Here is a 22,667-nt window from a genome sequence, read left to right on the forward strand (position 1 = left end):
ATATTAAATTAAAGATTTACGCAATGAAACACTTACTCCTTTTGGTACATGAGCAACAACTTTTGCTCCTGATTCATTCACAGTAACCCATCCTAATCCAGAGAATACAACGTCTGTTTTTGGCTCACGAATATTAAATTCATATTTCACAAACTCAGGCATATTTTCTAATTCTTCTGGTGTCGGTGGATTCAATAATTCTCCAGCGTGTCTTTCGTACAATTCATCAGCCTTTTCAAGCTTTGTACGATGGATTGTTAAACGGTTTGAGAAATGACAAGTGAATGCACGGCGGCCCCCACTTACATAATCAAATCGTGCTAATCCACCAAAGAATAATGTTTGTTCTTCATTTAATTGGAATACCATTGGCTTAACTTCTGTAGTCGGTGTAATAAGCTTTAAGCTTTGTTTCCCAACATAATGTGCCATTTGATGATGGTTAATAATCCCTGGCGTATCAAATAAAGAAGATTCTTCGTCTAATGGAATATCAATTAAATCAAGTGTTGTTCCTGGGAAATGTGATGTTGTAATTACATTCTCAGTCTCATCACTAAACTCTTTAATCATACGATTAATAAATGTTGATTTACCAACATTCGTACATCCAACAACATAAACATCTTTACCTTCGCGGTAATACTCAATTGCATCCGCAAGTTCAGTGATTCCTTGCCCTTTAGCTGCACTGATTAAAAAGACATCTTCTGGTTTTAAACCAAGTTGCTTTGCACTATAGCGCATCCAATGTTTTACTTTATCATGCTTAACTGACTTTGGAATTAAGTCAGCCTTATTCCCAACAAGTAACACTTTATTATTCCCTACAAAACGATGTAAGCCTGGTAACCAGCTACCATTGAAATCGAAAATATCTACGATTTTAACCACTAATGCGTCTGATTGTCCAATTCCGTTCAAAATACGAAGGAAATCATCATCTGTTAAAGATACATCTTGAATTTCGTTATAATGTTTCAATCGAAAACAGCGTTGGCAAATTACTTGTTCCTTTTCTAAAGATGATGCAGGAGCGTATCCTACTTCATTTTTATTTTCTGTTTGAATTTCTACACCGCAACCAATACATTTAATTGTTTCAGTCAAACTTTATTCCTCCCAATTAATTAAGCCTTTTTTCTTCATGTTTCTCATAATTCTTCGTTCAATTTTTCGATTAAAGCGTGTTACCAATCCGTCTGTTTGCGCTACTGGTACAACTAAAATTGTATGAAGTCCCACACGATTCCCACCGAGCACATCCGTTAGTAACTGATCTCCAATTACTACAACTTCATCTGGTTGCAGGTGCATTTCGTTTATTGCGCGCTTAAAGGCACGAACAAACGGTTTACGCGCGCTATGAATAAACGGAATACCTAATGGGTCAGCGAAGTCTTTAACGCGTTGCTCGTTATTATTTGAAACGACCGTTACTTGAATATCATTTTCTTTCATTTTCAAAAACCACTCTTCAAGCTGTGGTGTTGCGTTTGGACGATCCCATTCAATCAAAGTGTTATCTAAATCAGTGATAACTCCTTTAATTCCACGCTTTTTCAAATCTTCTGGTTGAACATGATATACATTTTTCACATATTCATTTGGTAAAAATAACTTCAATTTCTTTCACCTCTTTGAGGATTTTTCATAAAATTTTTCGACAACATTTTTCGATAGATAACCTGTGGATAAACTTGTACACACTTTCCACATTAATTTTTCAGTTGATTTAGAATTTACTAACAATCTATACACATTTTATCCACTGAGGTATGTGGATAACCTCTTGTTTGTGACTGTCATATTTTTTTGGTACATTAAATGCAACAACGAATCAATCCTTATATTATTAGGAGGTGACTCACCTTGAAAACAAAACATATGGAACAGTTATCTACTGAGTTACTCACTGAGTCTTATTATAAAGCAAAAGAACTAAAATTAAATCCCGACTTCATTTTACTTATAAAACAAGAAATTATTCGACGCTCGTTAGAGGACAAGCTCGTCAAATCTTCTTGAGTACATATAGATTGCTGGTTGACCTGTAAAAAGAGCCATCCTGCGATGGCTCTCGAATAAACAAGTACTCCCATCTAGGGGATTTCTTCATTAAGCATCTTTGTCCATATTTCTTAATTAGAGCTTCATAAGTATATTATAAAATCTTTTCTTTACTTATGAGATAATCGTGTTGCAATTTTTTCACCCAGACGCAGCTCTTGTCCACTTGTCAATTCCTGCACTGCTTCAATCATATCTTTTTCAAATAATAAAACAACTGTTGAACCAAATGTAAAGTATGCCATCTCTTCACCTTTTTGAACAGTACTTCTTTCATGAAGGAGCTCAATACTATTAACAAACATAGCACCTACTTTTACAAGCGCCATATGTTCACCTTCACTATTTACTTCTGTAACAGAGCGATAATTTTTTGACAATGGTTCTTTTCCATACTCCATACCCGCTGCATTTACCGGATATGATTTTCTGCCAAGTACAAATCTTTCAGTGACAGATCCAGAGAGCGGACTATGAATACGATGATAATGACTTGGACTCAAATAAATTACCATGTATGTACCGCCTGCATATCGCTTTGCACGCTCTTCATTACCTAGCATATCCACAATTGAATAACGCTTTCCTTTTATATCGAATGTTTTTGTATCCTCAATAGGACCTTGATCAGCAAAAACACCATCAACAGGACTAACGATACTCGATGCATCTGCATCAATACTACGCTTTCCTTCTTTTAGCCTACGCGTAAATAAATCATGCAATGTTTGATATTCCTTCAAACCCTTTTCCATCTCATCTTGATTAATTTGAAAAACTTTCGCATACGATGGAATAATGATAGAGCTCAAACGCGATTGTGCAAATTTACGTAATATATAAGAAGTAAAACGACCATTTGTAAGTTCGATCATAAGTCGATATAATGTACGTCGCAAATTACGAAACCTCCTAACCAGTCTATAACTTTAGTTTCTCCTTCTTTTCTCTCTATATCATATGTAGAATTGGTTCTTATTCCCACATATAGCATGGAGCCGTCTCTTTATACATGAAGAAAACTAAGTATAATTTTTATTCTTAAATTGTTTAGCACCTTCTAATATTACAGATAGAACCCGCCATTTTCAACAGTGAACATGTATTTCTTCTTAGAGTAGCTCGTTTTCTTTCCTTTTTACAGAAGAAAAGGCAGCCGCTTTTGAAATACGGTTGCCTTTCCTATACTCTATTCTTTCGCTTTCTTCTCTTTCTCTGCCCTTACAAATTCATGGAACATTTTCATTAAAGCGCGCTTTTCAATTCTTGATACGTAGCTTCTGGAAATACCAAGTGCCTTAGCAATCTCCCGCTGCGTTTTTTCCTTATCAAGCCCAAGTCCAAAACGCTTCACGATAACTTCCTTTTCTCGTTCGTCTAAAATATCTATATACTCTTTAATCTTTTCTAACTCCATACTAAGCTGAATCATATCAATTACATCTTCAGACTCTGATTTTAATATATCAATAAGCGATATTTCATTCCCCTCTTTATCTTGCCCGATTGGATCATGAAGTGAAACATCTTTTTTCGTCTTCTTTAGCACACGTAAATGCATCAAAATTTCATTTTCGATACAGCGTGCTGCATACGTCGCAAGCTTAGTTCCTTTCCCTGCAGAATAACTCTCGATCGCTTTAATGAGCCCAATTGTACCAATTGAAATTAAATCTTCTGCATCTTCACCGGTGTTTTCAAATTTCTTAACGATATGAGCTACAAGCCGTAAATTATGTTCAATTAAAAGATTTCTCGCTTGAGCATCACCTTGCTCCATTAACTCTAAGTACTTTCTCTCATCATCTGATGATAACGGCTGCGGGAACGCATTATTCTTCACATAAGAAACAAAGACAAACACCTCTCGAACCATATATCCAATTGCGGCGAATAGACTCAAACCTTTCACCTCCGCCAAAATAGTGGTCTTTATTATGTGTATGTGGGCGTAGGGTTGTTTGTGTCTGTACGACATAAATATGGAATCCTTAGCTTTTTGAACGAAATAAGTCTTTCATACCTTGAATATTTTTTCCAATGTATTACAATATTTTAAGTTCCAAAATTTTGAAAGAGTTGTTTTCATGCGATACTTTACTTCACAAATAAGAAACCTTGTAGTACTCACACTATCTTTTTTCTTACTGTCAGCTTGCGGACAACAAACTTCGCCCACAAAAACTGAAACTACTAAACAAGATACTGCAGCATCAACAGACAGCACAAAAACTGAGAACAACACAACTACTGAAAACAACAAAAAAACCGAAAATAACGAAACAGCTAAAAACAATACAAAAACTGAAACAGAATCTAAAAACACACAGAAAGATCAACAACCAGCTAAACAACCAACTAAACAAACTGATACTATTAAATTCACAAGTGAAGATGCTGTGAGAGTTCTCGAGAAAAGAATGGGAGCTCGATCAGCTGAAATTCATTACGGCTCTGGGGAAGACCAACTAATCGGCACAGTAAATGGTATTAAGCTATATGACGTTTTATACACACGTGGTGACGGTGAACATCAACGTGCTGTAAATTTCGCAGTAGGATCAGATGGGAATTTATATGAGTGGTCGAAAGCTCAAGATGGTATTCTTCAACCACTTAACGGCAATTAATAAAGTGGAACTTTTACTGCCACTTTATGCGGGATACATTATTCTATGAACATAGTAAAGCCAATCGAAACATATCGATTGGCTTTTACTAATATTCACTCCAAATTTTCTCCCCAGTATGCGCATCAATATAACGAATTTCTCGAATACAGTCGAAGGGGGCTTTATGATTTTCATCCGTCGTTTGTTTATACAGTAGTTCGTATTTCGTTTCCTCTGCATCAACATCTATATGCCATTTTAATTTGACTCGGATGGCATCTATATATATTTGTAACGCGTTTTCTTTTGTTACTTTTGGTGTTGTTTCATATGTAAGTAATTCTTTTATAAATTTGCTAGACTCTCCAGAGTAGTGCATCACTGCACCATTTTCTGCATTGATGTTGATCATAATATATTTCTGCTCTACATGAATGTCATTTACATACATTGAAAAGGAAAACCTCTCTATCCCCTCTTCCTCTTCATAATCATCCCAAAGCTGAATATACTTTGTCGCATCTGGGATAGTATGCTCTAAAAATTGAAGTGCTTTGCTTAAACATTGCTCTCTTGATAAGATTGTTCTTCTTTTTTTCTCATCCTTCCACATAAAAAAAGAAAGCAATTGATTTGTTTCTTTATCTAGAGTAATTACAACAAATTCATCATGCTTCAGCATTGGAACGTGTTTTTTATAGAACTCATCCATTGAATATGGATCCTTCTCTTCTATTTCTTTTTGTAATTCTTCTTTTAATACAAATTTTATCCGGACTTCATCCTCATCTACTTTTCCATCTGATTTTACAAATTTCTCCTTGTCCCAATCAAATAAATCAAGCACATCTTTTTTTGGACTACTCTTTAGCGGTTTATCAATAAGTACTGTAGAAGGTAATTTATAATGGCCTGGCCCATATAAATCTTTACCTGTACTTGCATCAATAAACGCATGACTAGGCTCTGGTTCATATACAAGATGGTACCCTTTTACTTCTTCCCCATTTTCATATTTACATGAGGAGTATGTTAAATCTACAAATACAAGTCTCATATCTTGTCTAGCTTTCAAATTTTCTAAAACGATATTCTCCTCAACAATTTCACTTGGCCATAACGGTTTTTTCTCTATCGCTTTTTGTCCATTATAATGGAAATTCACAACATTACCTGAAGGATGAACACGCACAACACACCCCGTATTCGGCAATGGATACCCATTCACTTCTTGCATATAATTTATTTCTTTCCAGCCACGCCTGTCGTCCTTGACCTTCACATATGTATAACTTTCTAATCTTTCTTTCACATATTTCTTTATAAATACATTTGCAATTTCTCTTGCTTTATTCTCCTCTATCGCTTCCTTACCGCTCGAAAAAGAATTGTCATCCTCTATCCTAAATTCAATTAAACTACCAGTATGTCTATTCAACGTAATTTGTACCGTTCTCTCCTCATCCTCTTTATGCTCCCACCATAATAGATGATATGGGTCACCCACACCTTCTTGATCATCTACAACAAGCCTATAATCATCTGGAATGTTAATAATATGAGCCACTTGCTCTTTTCTTTCTTTATCTTTTTGATTCACTATACCTTCTCCTTTAATTACAATTTAAGGTAATTATAACAAACAAAACCAAAACTCATTAAAAAAAAGACAAAAAACTGAAACAATTAGTTCATACGAATTTCACATGAATCTATTACTATTGGAATTGTACATAGTGAACTTACTAACAACTGCGTTTATTAATATATAAAATTTCATTTGAAAGGAGTTGAAAATATGAAAACTAAATATCGCTTTATGATTTCATCATTTGCTGCTTGCGCCTACATGATTTGGTGTTTAGTATAATAACAACTTCACTTGTAAATAAGAAAAGGTGTGTATATAAATGGAATATAACCAATCAACAGTTAACTACTGGAAAGCTTTTGTATTACCTTATACATTCGCTTTAGAAGAGTTAAAAACTAAATTTGAAATTATGAACCGGGAAGCTCAATTTTTAGAAGACTACAACCCGTTTGAACATATAAAAACAAGACTTAAACAACCCGAAAGTATCATTAGAAAGCTTGAGCGTAAAAACTTATCACCAACAGTTGAAAATGCTCAAACACAATTACAAGATATTATTGGCATCCGTATTACATGTTGCTTTGTAGAAGATATTTACCATTTAAAAGAGGTTATTGAAAATCGTGGAGACATGGAAATTGTAGAAGTAAAAGATTATATTGCTAATCCAAAAGGAAATGGCTATAAAAGTTTACACATGATAATAAAATATCCATTGTCACTAAATTCTGGTACGAAAGATGTCTTTGCAGAAATTCAATTACGTACACTTGCCATGGACTTTTGGGCAAGTTTAGAACATAAACTTTACTACAAATATGAAGGAAACATACCTGATTATTTGAGAGATGAACTACATGATGCGGCTATGAAAGCTGAAGATCTCGATAATAAAATGGCGACCATCCGTCAAGATATTGATGATATTGAAGCATGTTCAAATCAAATTTTATTACCACTTTAAAAAGGTTCTCTCTACGAGAACCTTTTTTATTTCTTTTCTATCGTACGAACCTCTTCAATTTTCCAGCCTTCCTCTTCTTTTCCAAGTGCATACTGTACTTTCTTCTGCAAAGTAACTCCCCCGTCTACTTCTTTTTCCTCTGTTTCAACGATAACAAGTCCCTCTTTAAGAGCTTTCATATTCATATGCCCTAATTCAATTTTCTTATTTCCCTTTTGAAACGCTGCTTCCTTTTGTGTTTTTAAGTCTTCAGCACTAGGCATCTTCTTTGAAAATAACTCCATATGTTCAGCAAGATTTTTTTCATTCGTCGTCCGTACAAATGCCTCAATAACATCTTGAATGGATTTCTCTTCTTCTTTCGTTATATGTACCTTTTCCTCAGTTTTTTTAGCAGATTTTTGTTCTATATTATTCTCTTGAGATTGACATCCAACTAGCAATAATACAAATACTAAAAGGAATCTTACTTTCCCTAAAAAAATCCTCATCTTTCCATCTCCTAAAAAGAAAAGTGAGGCATTTCGCCTCACTTTCATTTATAATTAGCGTCTTCCTTTATTCGGATCGCCGCCGCCAACGATGTCAAAGACACGTTTCGCTATGTTTGTATTCTCTTGAACCCCAGAGAATAAGTATTTACCTGGTCCGAATGCATATACGTTTACATCTTCACCTGTATGTCCACCCGTTGTCCAGCCAGTAACCGAACGCTTATTGAAGATATCTTCAATTGCATTATCAATCTTTGTTACATCTTTTGATGGAGCGATATCATTTACAGCTTTAATTTCTTCTGGTGTTAACTGTAAATCAATATACTTTTTCAATGTTTCTTCTACATTTGCACCTTTTGCAATCTCATTTGCCATAAAGTCTGGCGTACGTTTCGCAGCTTTAATCGGATCTACTTTAAAGTTATACTCACCATTCGCACCTAAAGATAATCCTCCAGTAGCATGGTCTGCAGTTGCAACAACTAAGGTATTCTTATCTTTTTTCGCAAACTCAATTGCTGCTTTAAACGCTTTTTCGAAGTCTTCCATTTCACTCATTGCACCGACAATATCATTATCATGTCCAGCCCAATCAATTTGACTACCTTCGACCATTAAGAAGAAACCATTTTTATTTTTGTTCAAGCGCTCAATTGCTGCATTTGTCATCTCTTCTAATGAAGGTGTTTTATCATTACGATCAATCATTTTATCTAAACCACCTGGTGCAAATAAGCCAAGAACTTGATCGCTTTTATCATTTAATAGTTGATTACGATCTGTTACATAACTATAACCAGACTTCTTAAACTCTTCTGTAAGATTGCGGTCTTTTCTAACAAAGTTATTTACTCCACCGCCAAGCATAACATCTATTTTATGCTTACCTTTAATTTTTTCATCAAAGTAATCATTTGCAATTGCATCCATATTTTTACGGCTAATATCATGTGCACCGAATGCAGCTGGTGTTGCATGTGTAATTTCAGAAGTCGCAACTAATCCCGTTGACTTCCCTTTTTCTTTCGCTTGCTCCAATACTGTCTTCACTTCAGCTTTATCATTATCTACTGCAATAGCTGCGTTATATGTTTTTATACCTGCTGACATCGCAGTAGCTGCCGATGCAGAGTCTGTAATATTTTCATGTTCATCTTCTGGATATGTTTTTTGTGTTCCTACAAGATGCTTATCAAATTCTGTAGATTCCATCTCAAATGTTTTTGGATTATCTTTCATATAGCGATGTGCTGTCATATATGAAGGTCCCATACCATCCCCAATTAATACGATGACATTTTTAATCTTTGCATTGTTTCCATTCTCATCCGCATTAACCTCACTAGAACGCGTAAAATTCCATGTCGCTACCGAAGTAACTGCTAACGACGCCACAACTGCAAATGGCCATGCTTTTTTCACAAACTTTTTCACTGTCTTGTCCCCCTAATTAGGTTATTCATTTCCCACTATCAAATTTAATAGAAGACTGTTAAGAGAAAATGAGTTAAATGTAAATTTTTTGTTAACTTATGTAAATTCCAGTTATAATTTGTATAAGTTTGTCTTTTCGTATTAACGATACTTCCCTTTACAAAGAAAAATATAAACATGTTGGATTCCTTTTAATACGAACCTATTATTTTACATTTCGTAATATTATTCTTATTTTTTCAAATTTAAATAGAAATATGGTGAACTTTATGAAAACAGTAAAACTAGACGAATCTTTCATTCCAGCCTTACTCTCTCTTTGCGAATCAGTTGGGTGGTTACAGCATGCGAGTTTTATGAAAGAGCAATTCCATATGTACCTTTCCATTGGTACAGTTTTTGGCTATGTACATGAGAATAAACTTATTGCAGCGGGCGGGGTCTTTTCATTTGCCCCTGGATTTTCTTCTATCGGTATGTTAATCGTGCATCCTGATTTTCAAAGAAAAGGAATTGGCCGTATTTTGTTAAACAATAGCTTAAAAGTAACTCATCCATCGCTCCCTATTACGCTCATTGCAACAAAAGCTGGCGAACCCTTATATGAATCTTATGGATTTCAATCAATAACAACAATTCATCGTTTCGAAAAACAAGCTACTTACAAAAATACAAATTTTGTCCCTATAAAACAAATTCAGCAAACGGATGTTCAATCTCTAATTTCTCTTGATCAAACTGCGACTGGTGCACATCGTTCTAAGCTTTATTTATCACTACTATCAAGAGCAATTTACTCATTTAAAATAGAACGGGATAATCAAATAGATGCCTTTGCTTTATGCATACAAAAAGGAGATTTACTTTGTATTACCCCTCTTATTTCAAAAAAAGAGAAGGACGCTATTCAGTTATTAGAAATAATTTGTAACTCGTGGAATGGGACGATACGCATTGATGTCCCACATTCACAATTCATATTCCGCCAATTTCTTCAAACGGCAAATTTCCATGAAACACTTCTTTCACCTCTTATGATAAAAAATGGGGATCAACTTCCTGGAAATCGTAATATGCTATTTGCTATGATAGATGCAGCGTTATGTTAGAAAGGGGACACCTAATTGAAGCGATTTAGCTATTTTATGGTAGGTTGTCTTACTCTTACACTATTAGTAGGATGTAGTGCAGCAGAAAAGCCAGTAGAACAAGTAAAACAAGTTAAAAATACACTTACAGCGAAACTAGCTACTGAGGAAAAAATGGTAGAGATAGATGGTCAAACGATTTACTTTAAAAAGATTGGTGATAAAAAACCACCTTTACTTATGATCCATGGATTTGGAGGATCATCCGATGGTTTTCAAAAGATTTACTCAGATTTAGCAAAAGATCATACGATTATTTCTGTTGACGCCTTAGGATTCGGACGTTCCTCTAAGCCGATGGATTTTTATTATTCTTTCCCAACTCATGCAAATTTGTATTATAAGCTAATGAAAAAACTAGGATATGACTCATTCGCAATACTGGGACATTCGATGGGGGGAGAAATTTCTCTTAATTTAACATATTTATACCCTGAAGCGGTTACCCACCTTATTTTAACTGATGCTACAGGCGGCCCTCATACGCTCGTTAATAAACAAGGTTCACCAAAACCAAAGTTGTCGACTGATTTAAGTGCCGTTTCTTCTATTGCAGATTATGATGAGGGCAAAGTTAAATTCAAGCGTAATGATGAAGAACATTATAATAAAATGAAATTATGGCCTAGACGTCTTCAAATCAATGCAAATGAAATCAAACAACCAACTTTAATTATATGGGGAAGAAATGATAGTAGCGTTTCTTGGAAAGAAGGAGAAACTTATCATCAATTCTTAAAAAATAGTACTTTCCATATTATCGAAAAAGGTTATCACGCACCATTTCGTCAAGAGCCACAAGAATTTGTAGGATATGTAAAAGATTTCTTCAAGAAAAATCCTATAAGTGCTGAAAAATAAACGGGTATCTCATGTTGAGATACCCGTTTTCATATATTAAGCAGCTTGCTTTTGGCGTTTTTGAGTTTTTGATCCTAGTACTTTTGGAATAATGAAGCCATCAACTCCAATTTTCCCAGCATTCATACCAGAAACAAGAACGAACATCGATAAAATAACCATCTCAGGGTTCACACCAATTGACCCACTAAACATATAGGAAAAGTTCATTAAAAGACCGAAAAAGACCGCTGTTTTTGTTAAACAGCCTACAATTAAACCAATTCCTACTAAAATTTCTCCCCACGTCACAAGTGTATTAAATAAATCAACGTTTGGAATTGCAAAATCTTGTAAGAATGATGCCCACCAAGATTGAACAGCTGGTTGTGCTCCTTTAGATTTTTCAATTGCACCTTGTAAATAACCAGTTGCATCGAATCCTTTTCCTTGTAGTTTACCGATTCCAGCCATTACCCATGTGTAACCAAGATACACTCGAACTATCGCTAATACAAAAGAAACTGCTTTGTTTTCTCTTAAAAATTGAATAATCATATCTTCCTCCTAAAGTTGTAATTAAGTCAGTTACAGATAATATAATAACATTAGTTACTTACTTTTGAAATGTTAATTATGAATAATTTGTGACATGCATAAAAAACATTAAATACTAACATATATATAGTAACTTTTATTACCCGCAAAAACTTGAACATATCATACCACAAGTGATAATCATTTTCATTGAAGAAAATGTAAAAAAAATGTGAGTTAAATGTGAAATGTATTCATTCGAATATAGAACAAATGCGTTTCATATTGTTTATATACTCGAAATGTACATGTCTTCTCATCGATTAATCTCGCTTCTCGAACAGCTTCTCCTAACGTTTTGTCATGGGAAATAAGCCTGTAAAATAAGCGTATTGTAAACATAAGTACTACATTTCCACCTACATAATCTATCGAGCTAACATACGATTTGGCATCATTCTGTAAAATCGATTCTACTAGCTTCAACTCTCCAAACTTATACCAATCATTTACAATATGTGTAATATGCAATTTTGCATATTACTTAATTTCTGCTACGCCAAAGTATACCCTCTGCTCGTTTAAGTCGTATACATTTCCCCCTAAGTCTTCCATTACAAATTCCCTACCCTATAAGTCAATTTCATACATACCCGTTTCTTTCAAAAAATCAGCTCTAGTTAAAGCGACTTTCTGTAAATATTGCCTATACGCTGTAATTGTTCCATCATGTGAAACGATACAAATTTTTTCTGCTTTTAACTGATAGCACCAGTGCAGAAATTCATCTACTATTTGCGGAAACTCCTTCTCCAAGATGATATTGACTCCCTCATTCCATAACAATTCATTTGTACTTTCTTCTAATGAAAAATGTGGAAAAAAATTTTTCATTATCTTTCGATCTAACAATTGATCGCATGGCAATGTTTTGGCGGATTCCCGATAAGGAAAAATACGCGGGGATACATATGGATGAACAATTTTTTGACAAGCAACTTCCTCACTCCATATTGTCGCAGTTTGTAAAGTTCGAAGTGTAGGACTAACGATTAATATATCCTTTTCTTGTAATGGTACATCGCGCTGAAGCAATTTTGCCTGCTTCTTTCCCACACCCGTCAATGACGGATTCACCGCTTGTAAACTTAATGATAAATTTTTCGTATGCTCACCTTCACCATGCCGAACAAAGACAAGTTTCATTCTCCTCTTCCTCTCACTAGAAAATGGTCTCACATATTTCTTCCCTATTTTTTTCTTTACTCCTGCTATTTTAAAAAGCAGAATGTAAAAAGTGTTTGACATCAATATTTGGAAAATATTATAATTTTACACATATATATGTAAAACACTTTTTACAATAAGGGGAGGAATATAAATATGAAATGGATTATCATCTTTCTCGGAATAATCATATGGGGATACATAAATGGCTTTTTTATTAGTGATAAAACTGCTAATCCTTGGATTACAGATGATGAACGTAAAACGAAAATTAAGCAAAAAGCAATTATCGCAAGCTGGTCCGGTGTTTTCATATTTTGTATCATGAACCTCTTAAACAAATGGTTAGGTTTAGAAACGAGCGATACATCACCTTATTTACCAGATCCTGTCGCAACTATTTTTAAAGAAAATGTAGAGTTACAAATTTTACTTATGTTATTCATTACGTATGGACTATTTTACTTATACTACCAAAGAAAACTAAGCGCTTAACTTTTATATCATGATTATCCTCCTAAATGGTTATAGTAACTAGGACGTAATAAAAAAAGGAGCGATATAAAAATGAGTAACTCAAATGACTTTTTGGATACATTACATGAAAAACAAGCAAAAGATGAACAAAATAGAAAGCGCCAAGGGAACGGAAACCCTTCGAAAAAAAAGCCAAATAAAACACATAAATAACATTAAAAAACCTGCCTAAAAATTATATTTTAGGCAGGTTTTTTACTCGTCTTTAACCGAAAGGACATCTTCCCAATTCCATTTCTCATAATACCACTCTGGCACATCTATATTTTCAATCCACTTCTTTTCATATTTCCCATCGCTATGAGCAAGCCATACATCAGCTTTCTTACGATTCGAACGGAGCCACATTAATTGGTTACTCTTCTTAATAAAAATAGGATTATAATCACCTTGGCTATTAGGTGGCTTTGTAATTTGATGTTGTTCATCGTTTATACTATTTACCTCATATAAAGATGGTAGTGGTCTTTTTTCTAGAGGTACAGATAAATCTGCTTCCTTTACCCTTGAAATGATAATTACATTATCATTCTTCCATGTGAAATCCCAATCAACATATCCTTTTGGAGTAAATGTGTTCTGCTGTAATGCCGGTAGTTCTTTTACTTTTAAATGTTTATTCTCTAATGCAACTCTCCCACTTCCTTCAATATAGGCTAATATATTTTTGGATGGCGCCCATTTGAACCATTGTGTGTTTAATAACATTGGATCTACTGTTTTAAAACGACTGCCGTCTGATCGAATTAAGCAAAGTGTATTACTATCCGCTGATAAAGAAGCTGTTGGTACTGCCAAAAACGAAATCCACTTTTGATCTGGCGACCACTTAAATCCACTTCCAACTAATGCTAAAAAGTCATCATGCTCATTCGGTAGTGCATATAAATGTTTCATCTTATGAGGATTCATATTTGCATCCTTTTGTATTTCATATAACTGAGCACCTGTCCACCCTGTTGGAAGCAAGTACGCTTCAGAGGAAACCAAAAATCTCTGTCCGTCTGGGTACCAAGCATAATCCCCTACACCATTGGCTACATTTTCAAAATCGGCAATCTTTTTTTCTGCATCAAATGTATTTAATGTACCTGTAAATATAAATGCAATTATATTCTCTGTTGGTGACCATTGATAATTCGATGCTTCTGATTGAGATGGTGTAACTTTCTTTCCATCTTTCAGCCGATACAGTTCAAAATGATTTCGCTTCTTTCCTTTTGCATATGCAAGCCATTCTCCATTATGTGACCATTTCGGCCCTGTTATGTACTCTCCTTTTGTAATTTGTTTTTCTTTCTCACCGACTTTAATCCATAGATTATGATTACGAATAAAGGCAACTTTCACTTCATTGCTTTCTGCGTCTTTAATCGAACTGGAACAGAAAAAAAGGAACAAAATCATGATTACACTTACTATAAACCTTTTCATATAGCACCCCCATTTTCCATCTTTAGCATTCCTCATATTCGGCTTACTATATGCAAATTTTATCCATTCGACATAATCCCAAAAAATTTCCCAAGAAATTTTCAATTCAAAGAGGATTGGTATGAATTATGTCGAAAATATAGTTTAGCCAACATTCGTTTTTATATTTAACAATAAAAATGTAAGATAACTTTTCTAAATATTGGCACTTTTTATTAGAGGGAGTTTCAATGAAAAAAACTACATCCACACTATTAAGTATGGCGCTCGTCTTTTCGAGTTTTGGAGCTTTAAGCGCCCATGCTGAGTCACTACAAAAAGAGAAGCAATTTAGTCCACAGTTAAAAGCGAATATTGAACAATGGGGCGAAAACAAAATCGCGCAAAATGTTGAAACAAAAACATCAAAAGAAATTTCAGTCATTGTAGAATTGCAACATGCTCCACTCGCTTCACAAAGTAATATTCAGCATGCTCCGGATCTAAAAAATAGCAATGTGCAATCATACCATGCACAACTAAAAAAGGCACAAGAGGATACAACAAAAAAAATTAAAGAAAAAGCACCGAAGGCAACGATAAAAGAAACATATAGTACGTTATTTTCTGGATTCTCTATTTCTATCCCAGGAGATCAAATTGCTGCTTTAGCTTCTTTACCTGAAGTAAAGGCAATTTATCCGAACTTAACATATAAGTTACATGAAACATCAAAAAGCGCTACTAACGAAGAAGCACCAAATATCGGCGGACCGACAATTGGTGCACCTGAAGCATGGAATTTAAAAGATCCATCTGGCAAACCGCTTGATGGAAAAGGTATGAAAGTAGCTATTATCGATTCAGGTGTAGACTATACCCATCCTGATTTACAAGCAAATTATATTGGTGGCTATGATACAGTCGATGAAGATAATGATCCGATGGATGGAAACGTCCACGGTACCCATGTTGCTGGAATTATTGCTGGTAACGGAAAAATAAAGGGAATTGCTCCTAATGCTTCTATATTAGCTTACCGTGTCATGAATGATGGTGGTACTGGTACGACCGAAGATATTCTTCAAGGTATTGAGCGCGCTATTCAAGATGGTGCCGATGTTTTAAATCTATCTCTCGGTCAAGATTTGAATGTACCTGATCAACCTGTAACAATGACGCTAGAGCGTGCAGCAAAACTTGGTGTTACTGCGGTCGTCTCAAATGGAAATGATGGACCAAAACCTTGGTCTGTTGATGCTCCTGGTAACGCAAGTAGTGTCATCTCTGTTGGAGCATCCACTGTTTCTATTCCATTTCCAACATTCCAAGTAGCTGGTTCCAATAAATCTTATCAAGGATTACCGTTATCAAAAGCTAATTTCCAAGTAGGCAACGATGCTCAGCTTGTATATGTTGGCTACGGTAATTCAAGTGATTATGCTAAACAAGATGTAAAAGGTAAGTTCGCCCTTGTTTTACAAGGAACTTCGAGCACATTAGTAAAAGCAGAACAAGCGAAACAAGCTGGCGCTCTCGGCGTGCTATTAATTTCTAACGAAAAAGAAATTAATATTATGCCAGAATATTTCGTACGCGAAGATTTAGCTCTTCCAGTTATGCAGCTATCAAATACGAATGGTGAAGAGTTGAAGAATTTAATTACAAAGCGTAAAAAAAATATAAAAATTGGGCAACCAAGCCAGACGGAGCTAATTGGTCAATTTAGTTCAAGAGGGCCATCACAAGGAAGTTGGCTTATAAAGCCTGATATTGTTGCACCTGGAGTACAAATTACTAGTACTGTACCAAGAGGCGGCTATGAATCTCACAACGGAACAAGTATGGCTGCGCCACAAGTAGCGGGAGCCGTTGCCTTACTGCGTCAAATGCATCCGGATTGGACGACAGAACAATTGAAATCTGCTCTTGCCAATACTGCAAAAACATTAAAGGATGTCAATGAAAATACATATCCTGTTATGGCACAAGGATCTGGTTTAATTAACATTCCAAAAGCAGTCCAAACAGATGCATTAGTGAAACCGAATAACGTAAGTTTCGGTCTTATTAAACCTAATAGCGGCAAAGTGAAACTAACACAAAATATTACGTTACAAAATCTTTCTAATAAAAAGAAAAACTTTTCAACTCGTATTGAATTACTAGATACAAAAACAAAAATCCAGACTTCTTTCCCTTCTTCGATTAGTATGAAACCTAATAGTAACATCGAAAAGCCTTTTACTATTACTGTTGATAGCTCCTTACCACAAGGCGTATATACAGGAAATCTATATGTAAAAGAACAAGGAAAGACTGAAGAAATGCGTATTCCATTTACATTTAGCATCGATCCAAAAGAATACAAGCGTATTGACGGCCTTGAAATCGTTAATTCTACTTTCAGTCCAAATAATGACAAAATACTAGATGATAACCTAATCAATTACTATTTAGTTACGCCAGTTGAGGATATAGCGTTTCATGCTAATTTAATTACGAAAGACCGTGTGACATATCAAGGTATGGTGTATCAAGGTAAAAACGAAACACCTGGTTATAAATCTTTCAAATGGAATGGTACAAAAACTGATGGATCCCCTCTATCTGATGGCTTATACCAAATCGAAGCTGTTGCTTCTAACTCTGGCGGAGAAACAAAGCAAGCAGGAGCTGTGTTTATCGACCGAACTGCACCTAAGTTAACATACGAAGTTGACCAAGAAAACCTTGTAATTACAGGAAAAGTGGATGATATCCTACTAGATTGGATGACAGAATCTGGTTGGATAGCACCTGGTATTCCAGTGAGAATGCAATATGAAATTAACGGAAATGGTGTATGGGAAAGTGCATTCCTAAATTCTTGGGAGAAAAATTACGGCATTTATTTCGATCGTAGCCAATTACAAGAAGGAAAAAACACAATTCACATCGTAGCAACTGATGCAGCAGGAAATACAACCAATTTAAACGTTGATTTGGAAATAAAGTAATATTTTTTTGTTGACAAGCTTTTAAACATAGTTTTATAATACGAAACATAGTTTAGTTGAACAAATTATATATCAGCTTTGAAGGAATACTAGTAGCGACTTATATCCCTGTCTCAGAGAACTGATGGTTGGTGCGAATCAGTACACATACAAGCGTGAATTACAATTCTGGAGCTTCTTTCCCGTAGTGCACATAATGCATGAAGAGAAAGACGGAGTTTTCCGTTATCTTAAAGTGAGTGGTAAACAATTTTTCTGTTTACAATTAGGGTGGTACCGCGATTTTTATCGTCCCTATCGGATTTTCCGATAGGGGCTTTTTTGCGTCCTTCCCTTTTATACAACTTCATATATACGCATTGAAAGAATCGCAGTAGTATATTATATCCCTGTTGCAGAGAGCTAATGGTCGGTGGAAATTAGCACATATATAAGTACGAATTACAATTCTGGAGCTTCTTTTTCGTAGTGCTTTTATGCATGAAGGAAAAGACGGAGTTTTTCCGTTATCATGAATTGAGATGTAAGTGTATTTTCACTTACAAATAGGGTGGTACCGCGATTCTTTCGCCCCTATCGGATGTTCCGATAGGGGCTTTTTCTATTTCTCAAAGAAACAAATGTTAAATAATTCCGAATCTTATGATAAAATTTTATAAGCGCTTACAATTTGAAAGGGGGTGGTATAAGCTATACGAAACCCATATTCAATTTTATAGAAAACAAGGAGGATGTCTAAATGACAAAGAAAACAGAAATCCCATCGCATTTAAAACCATTCGTATCCACACAACATTATGATCAATACACGCCGGTGAATCACGCTGTTTGGCGTTACATTATGAGACAAAACCATAATTTCTTAAAAGATGTTGCTCATCCAGCCTATGTGAATGGACTACAATCATCTGGTATTAATATAGATGCGATTCCAAAAGTAGAAGAAATGAATGATTGTTTAGCACCAAGCGGCTGGGGAGCCGTAACGATTGACGGACTCATTCCCGGCGTAGCATTCTTTGATTTTCAAGGTCATGGATTATTACCAATTGCAACAGATATTCGTAAAGTAGAAAATATTGAGTATACACCGGCTCCTGACATCGTTCATGAAGCTGCAGGCCACGCTCCAATTTTGCTTGATCGTACATATGCAAAATATGTGAAACGCTTTGGACAAATTGGTGCGAAAGCTTTCTCTACAAAAGAAGAGCATGATGCATTTGAAGCTGTTCGTACATTAACGATTGTAAAAGAGAGCCCTACTTCTACTCCTGATGAAGTTACAGCTGCTGAAAATGCTGTAATCGAAAAACAAAAACTCGTTTCTGGCTTATCAGAAGCTGAGCAAATTTCACGTCTTTTTTGGTGGACAGTGGAATACGGCTTAATTGGTAATATAAATGATCCGAAAATATACGGTGCTGGTCTCCTTTCCTCTGTCGGTGAAAGTAAGCATTGTTTAACAGATGCTGTGGAAAAAGTTCCTTTTTCCATCGAAGCTTGCACTGGGACAACTTATGACGTAACAAAAATGCAGCCACAGCTATTTGTTTGTGAATCATTTGAAGAGTTGACTGAGGCACTTGAGCAGTTCTCTACAACGATGGCGTTTAAAACAGGTGGCACAGAAGGATTAGAAAAAGCAATCCGCTCCGAAAATCATGCTACAACTGAGCTAAGTAGCGGATTACAAATTACAGGTACATTTACAGAGACAATTAAAAATGATGCTGGTGAAGTCATTTACATGAGAACAAGCTCTCCAACTGCATTAGCAATGCATAATAAACAGTTGGCAAATCATTCTACATCTGTACATAGTGATGGATTCGGGACACCGGTCGGATTACTAGATGGAGACATTGCATTAGAAAATTGCAAAGAAGAACAGTTACAATCTTTAGGTATTACAATTGGAAACGGTGCAGATTTTACTTTTGCAAGTGACATTCATGTAAAAGGAACAGTAACTAACATTGTAAAGAATGATAATAAAATTGCCCTTATCTCGTTTATAGATTGTACAGTTACTTATAAAGATCGTTTACTATTTGATGCTTCATGGGGCGCATTTGATATGGCTGTTGGTTCAACAATTACTTCCGTATTCCCAGGTGCCGCAGATGCTGCAGCATTTTTCCCAATGAATGAAGAAGTTCAAGAAATTCCTGCTCCACTTGTACTGAATGAACTTGAACGTATGTATCAAACAGTTCGCGATATTCGAAATGAAGGTATTTTACACGACGCGCATATCGAGCAATTAGTAGCAATTCAAGAAGTATTAAGTAAATTTTATGCGAAAGAATGGCTGCTCCGCCTTGAAATATTAGAATTGCTTTTAGAGCATAACAAAGGGTATGAAACATCATCAGCATTATTACAACAACTTTCTACTTTCACAACTGACGAAGCTGTAACACGTCTTATTAACAATGGTCTTGCACTACTTTCTGTAAAGGATGTGAAAAATGATGCTACGATTAACTGAGGAAGAAGTTCAAGAGGAATTATTGAAGGTAGATAAATGGATGATAAAAGATGAAAAATGGATTGAACGAAAATATATGTTTTCCGACTACTTAAAAGGAGTCGAATTTGTCTCTGAAGCCGCCAAACTATCAGAAGAACATAATCACCATCCATTTATCCTTATCCAGTATAAAGCAGTCATTATTACTTTGTCATCTTGGAATGCAAAAGGTTTAACGAAACTAGATTTTGAGCTTGCGAAGCAATTTGATGAACTATTTTTACAAAATGAAAAAGCAATTATAAGAAAGTAAAAAGAGAAGCCTTCTTAGGCTTCTCCTTTAATTTTGAAATGAATACAATGTCCAAATGGATCCTCGACCTGTAATATTCCATCTTTGTACGTAGCAATCTTGCCAATATTTTTTAAGCTTTCACATACTTGCTCTTTTTGTTTTTCCTCTGCTAGTACAATTGTGAAATATTTCAACCCAACGGAATTTGGCATTTGCGGTGGTATTCCTTCACCTTGCCACGTATTTAAACCGATATGGTGATGATAGCCACCTGCCGATACGAATAGCGCACCATTACGAGCTGGGATTGTTACTTCAAAACCAAGACCATCCACATAGAAACGTTTCGCTTCTTCTAAGTCAGCTACATGTAAATGAATATGTCCCATCACAGTACCAGCTGGGAATCCATTCCATGTACTGCCTTGCTGTAATAATCCTTCGCCATCTAACGGGTTACTAACAAATGGTAGCTCTCCATTTTCATCATGCCAAACTTCTTTTTGGCGATCATGATAAATTTCAATCCCGTTTCCATCTGGATCAGCTAAATAAAGAGCTTCACTAAAGTAATGGTCAGCCCCACCATGTAATGGGTGTACTCTCTCAACAAAATGACGAAGAATATTTGCTAAGTCTTGTCTGTTTGGTAATAAAATTGCGTAGTGATATAAACCAGTTCGACCTCTTTGCTTCGGAAGAGCGTCTTCCTTTTCTTCTATGATGAGAAGTGGCTCATTTTCCTCATTACCAAACGTAACTATTGTACTTTTTTCTTCCAGTACCTTCATACGCAATACTTCAGTATAAAACTCTAGTGATTTCTTTATATTTGATACGTATAAATGAACAACATCAAGTGTTGTGTCGGGATGAAGTTGAAAACTCATCTTGTTAGCCCCCATTTCATTTAGTTCTTCTTTGACATTTTCTCTTTTAAGAAATTATCTACAAAACCATCAGCCTTCGCAACAAATAAGTATGCACCCATCGCTAATAATGCAAGTTCTAACTCAAACCCAGGATTTTTCCCGTCTCCTAACAGGCCTGCTGACCATTTTACTTTCACAATCGCTCCAACCATAACAAGTGCAAATAATAAGCCAATATATCTTACACCTAAACCTAGAATTAACAATAGACCTCCAACTAATTCAACTGTTGCTACACCGTATGCAAGTCCTCCTGGTAAACCAATGCTTGTAAACCACCCTGCAATATTGTCAATTCCTGATTGGAATTTTGTTAAACCGTGCATAAAGAACGTTACCCCTAACACGATACGAATAATTAAGTTACCAATATGTTGATTCATTTCTTTCTCTCCTTTATAGTTTTCTTATACAAAACTTTTATTCACATTACAAAACATACACTAATTATTTTTATTCGTCAATTCATTTTTCATGAGAAAAAATATATTTTTTTTGCTATGATACAAATAGTTGTTTACAAAAAAGGAGCATGATTTTATGAATATCGGTTCTGCAATTCGTGAAATTCGTCAACGTAGAGGTATTACGATCGCCCAAATCTGTGAAGGAACAGGTCTTTCTAAAGGCTTTATGAGTCAAGTTGAAAACAATAAAACATCACCATCTATCTCAACTTTAGAAACGATCTCTAATTTTTTAAATATTCCCCTTCCCTATTTATTGTTAGAACAAAAGGATCGTTTAAAAATTGTAAAAAAAGAAAAACGTAAATACAGTGTTTATGGAAAAGATGAACAAAGAATTGAGCATGTCGCGGAGCAAGGTGGCCTTCGCCTAAATCTCGTAGAAATTCCTGCTGGGTTTCCAAAAGAAAACTCACCAAATGCTCATGAAGGTGAAGAGTGTCATCTTGTATTACGCGGAAAACTAGAAGTTCAACATGGTGAAGACATTGCAATTGTAGAAGAAGGCGATTCTTTCTCCTGGAATGCATGCGTTCCTCATATTGTTCGTAATATAGGTGAAGAGTCCGCGTTATTACTTATCTCTAGTCATGCGGAAAATCGAAAACGCGTTTACTAATTG

Annotated in this window: 23 protein-coding genes, 1 pseudogene and 2 other annotated features; of the genes and pseudogenes, 11 read left to right on the forward strand and 13 right to left on the reverse strand. The window is 35.3% G+C overall.

Annotated features, from left to right (window positions below; all coding sequences use genetic code 11):
- Positions 1-3 precede the first annotated feature (3 nt).
- Positions 4-1,110 (reverse strand): ribosome biogenesis GTPase YqeH, encoded by a 1,107-nt coding sequence (gene yqeH, locus BAQ49_RS24510; RefSeq protein ID WP_071747391.1) that lies wholly within the window; start codon positions 1,108-1,110, stop codon positions 4-6.
- 3 nt (positions 1,111-1,113) lie between these two features.
- Positions 1,114-1,626: a YqeG family HAD IIIA-type phosphatase gene (locus tag BAQ49_RS24515; RefSeq protein WP_000765303.1), complete on the reverse strand. Its 513-nt coding sequence runs from the start codon at positions 1,624-1,626 to the stop codon at positions 1,114-1,116.
- Positions 1,627-1,872: 246 nt separating this feature from the next.
- On the opposite strand from BAQ49_RS24515, the gene sda reads away from it, so the two are divergent.
- On the forward strand, positions 1,873-2,028 hold the full coding sequence (sda, locus tag BAQ49_RS24520; protein ID WP_000850094.1) for a sporulation histidine kinase inhibitor Sda: 156 nt from the start codon (positions 1,873-1,875) through the stop codon (positions 2,026-2,028).
- A 152-nt stretch (positions 2,029-2,180) separates the two neighbouring features.
- On the opposite strand, the gene BAQ49_RS24525 is transcribed toward sda, so the two are convergent.
- Both BAQ49_RS24525 and sigK read right to left on the reverse strand, forming a co-directional pair.
- Positions 2,181-2,969, reverse strand: a complete 789-nt coding sequence (locus tag BAQ49_RS24525; RefSeq protein ID WP_071747392.1) for a phosphatidylserine decarboxylase — start codon at positions 2,967-2,969, stop codon at positions 2,181-2,183.
- Between the two features lie 290 nt (positions 2,970-3,259).
- Complete coding sequence (gene sigK, locus BAQ49_RS24530; RefSeq protein WP_000051382.1) at positions 3,260-3,973, reverse strand: RNA polymerase sporulation sigma factor SigK; 714 nt, start codon at positions 3,971-3,973, stop codon at positions 3,260-3,262.
- Between the two features lie 184 nt (positions 3,974-4,157).
- Between sigK and BAQ49_RS24535 the strand changes: the two genes are divergently transcribed.
- Positions 4,158-4,700: a hypothetical protein gene (locus BAQ49_RS24535; RefSeq protein WP_071747393.1), complete on the forward strand. Its 543-nt coding sequence runs from the start codon at positions 4,158-4,160 to the stop codon at positions 4,698-4,700.
- Between the two features lie 88 nt (positions 4,701-4,788).
- Here BAQ49_RS24535 and BAQ49_RS24540 read toward each other — a convergent pair whose 3' ends face one another.
- Positions 4,789-6,285, reverse strand: coding sequence for a YcdB/YcdC domain-containing protein (locus BAQ49_RS24540; protein WP_071747394.1), 1,497 nt, complete (start codon positions 6,283-6,285; stop codon positions 4,789-4,791).
- 307 nt (positions 6,286-6,592) lie between these two features.
- Here BAQ49_RS24540 and BAQ49_RS24545 point away from each other — a divergent pair, with 307 nt between their 5' ends.
- Positions 6,593-7,243 carry a GTP pyrophosphokinase gene (locus BAQ49_RS24545; protein WP_000456231.1) on the forward strand — a complete coding sequence of 217 codons (651 nt, stop codon included), beginning with the start codon at positions 6,593-6,595 and terminating at the stop codon, positions 7,241-7,243.
- Positions 7,244-7,269: 26 nt separating this feature from the next.
- Here BAQ49_RS24545 and BAQ49_RS24550 read toward each other — a convergent pair whose 3' ends face one another.
- On the reverse strand, positions 7,270-7,734 hold the full coding sequence (locus tag BAQ49_RS24550; protein ID WP_071747395.1) for a hypothetical protein: 465 nt from the start codon (positions 7,732-7,734) through the stop codon (positions 7,270-7,272).
- Positions 7,735-7,788: 54 nt separating this feature from the next.
- A complete protein-coding gene (locus BAQ49_RS24555) occupies positions 7,789-9,174 on the reverse strand; it encodes an alkaline phosphatase (RefSeq protein WP_071747396.1) in 1,386 nt (461 codons plus the stop codon).
- A 269-nt stretch (positions 9,175-9,443) separates the two neighbouring features.
- On the opposite strand from BAQ49_RS24555, the gene BAQ49_RS24560 reads away from it, so the two are divergent.
- Positions 9,444-10,283 carry a GNAT family N-acetyltransferase gene (locus BAQ49_RS24560; protein ID WP_083596082.1) on the forward strand — a complete coding sequence of 280 codons (840 nt, stop codon included), beginning with the start codon at positions 9,444-9,446 and terminating at the stop codon, positions 10,281-10,283.
- 15 nt (positions 10,284-10,298) lie between these two features.
- Positions 10,299-11,183 carry an alpha/beta fold hydrolase gene (locus BAQ49_RS24565; RefSeq protein ID WP_071747397.1) on the forward strand — a complete coding sequence of 295 codons (885 nt, stop codon included), beginning with the start codon at positions 10,299-10,301 and terminating at the stop codon, positions 11,181-11,183.
- Between the two features lie 36 nt (positions 11,184-11,219).
- Here BAQ49_RS24565 and BAQ49_RS24570 read toward each other — a convergent pair whose 3' ends face one another.
- From BAQ49_RS24570 to BAQ49_RS24580, 3 genes and pseudogenes are all read right to left on the reverse strand, one after another.
- A complete protein-coding gene (locus BAQ49_RS24570) occupies positions 11,220-11,720 on the reverse strand; it encodes a DoxX family protein (RefSeq protein ID WP_000586624.1) in 501 nt (166 codons plus the stop codon).
- A 216-nt stretch (positions 11,721-11,936) separates the two neighbouring features.
- Positions 11,937-12,323 (reverse strand): annotated as a pseudogene (locus BAQ49_RS24575) (hypothetical protein); the annotation flags it as partial.
- A 6-nt stretch (positions 12,324-12,329) separates the two neighbouring features.
- Entirely contained in the window at positions 12,330-12,905 is a 576-nt protein-coding gene (locus BAQ49_RS24580; protein ID WP_071747399.1) for a phosphoglycerate mutase family protein, read from the reverse strand.
- 177 nt (positions 12,906-13,082) lie between these two features.
- On the opposite strand from BAQ49_RS24580, the gene BAQ49_RS24585 reads away from it, so the two are divergent.
- Together BAQ49_RS24585 and BAQ49_RS24590 are read left to right on the forward strand one after the other, a co-directional pair.
- Positions 13,083-13,421, forward strand: coding sequence for a phosphoglycerate mutase (locus BAQ49_RS24585; RefSeq protein WP_071747400.1), 339 nt, complete (start codon positions 13,083-13,085; stop codon positions 13,419-13,421).
- A gap of 72 nt (positions 13,422-13,493) precedes the next feature.
- On the forward strand, positions 13,494-13,616 hold the full coding sequence (locus BAQ49_RS24590) for a DUF4023 domain-containing protein (RefSeq protein ID WP_071747401.1): 123 nt from the start codon (positions 13,494-13,496) through the stop codon (positions 13,614-13,616).
- Positions 13,617-13,658: 42 nt separating this feature from the next.
- Here the strand turns inward: BAQ49_RS24590 and BAQ49_RS24595 are convergent, their stop codons facing one another.
- On the reverse strand, positions 13,659-14,897 hold the full coding sequence (locus BAQ49_RS24595) for a TolB family protein (RefSeq protein ID WP_071747402.1): 1,239 nt from the start codon (positions 14,895-14,897) through the stop codon (positions 13,659-13,661).
- Between the two features lie 230 nt (positions 14,898-15,127).
- On the opposite strand from BAQ49_RS24595, the gene BAQ49_RS24600 reads away from it, so the two are divergent.
- The 3 genes from BAQ49_RS24600 (at position 15,128) to BAQ49_RS24615 (ending at position 20,664) form a co-directional block, all read left to right on the forward strand.
- Entirely contained in the window at positions 15,128-17,875 is a 2,748-nt protein-coding gene (locus BAQ49_RS24600; protein WP_071747403.1) for a S8 family serine peptidase, read from the forward strand.
- A gap of 69 nt (positions 17,876-17,944) precedes the next feature.
- Positions 17,945-18,174, forward strand: a binding site (T-box leader).
- 51 nt (positions 18,175-18,225) lie between these two features.
- Positions 18,226-18,453, forward strand: a binding site (T-box leader).
- A gap of 161 nt (positions 18,454-18,614) precedes the next feature.
- A complete protein-coding gene (locus BAQ49_RS24610; RefSeq protein WP_071747405.1) occupies positions 18,615-20,369 on the forward strand; it encodes an aromatic amino acid hydroxylase in 1,755 nt (584 codons plus the stop codon).
- Entirely contained in the window at positions 20,350-20,664 is a 315-nt protein-coding gene (locus BAQ49_RS24615; RefSeq protein ID WP_071747406.1) for a 4a-hydroxytetrahydrobiopterin dehydratase, read from the forward strand. Before BAQ49_RS24610 ends, BAQ49_RS24615 begins: the two co-directional genes overlap by 20 nt.
- Before the next feature lie 14 nt (positions 20,665-20,678).
- Here BAQ49_RS24615 and BAQ49_RS24620 read toward each other — a convergent pair whose 3' ends face one another.
- A complete protein-coding gene (locus BAQ49_RS24620; RefSeq protein WP_071747407.1) occupies positions 20,679-21,536 on the reverse strand; it encodes a VOC family protein in 858 nt (285 codons plus the stop codon).
- A 20-nt stretch (positions 21,537-21,556) separates the two neighbouring features.
- Positions 21,557-21,961 carry a DoxX family protein gene (locus tag BAQ49_RS24625; RefSeq protein ID WP_001071557.1) on the reverse strand — a complete coding sequence of 135 codons (405 nt, stop codon included), beginning with the start codon at positions 21,959-21,961 and terminating at the stop codon, positions 21,557-21,559.
- A gap of 157 nt (positions 21,962-22,118) precedes the next feature.
- Here BAQ49_RS24625 and BAQ49_RS24630 point away from each other — a divergent pair, with 157 nt between their 5' ends.
- Complete coding sequence (locus BAQ49_RS24630) at positions 22,119-22,664, forward strand: helix-turn-helix domain-containing protein (protein ID WP_071747408.1); 546 nt, start codon at positions 22,119-22,121, stop codon at positions 22,662-22,664.
- Positions 22,665-22,667: the final 3 nt, after the last annotated feature.

The sequence above is a fragment of the Bacillus proteolyticus genome, from assembly GCF_001884065.1.
Taxonomy (GTDB): domain Bacteria; phylum Bacillota; class Bacilli; order Bacillales; family Bacillaceae_G; genus Bacillus_A; species Bacillus_A proteolyticus.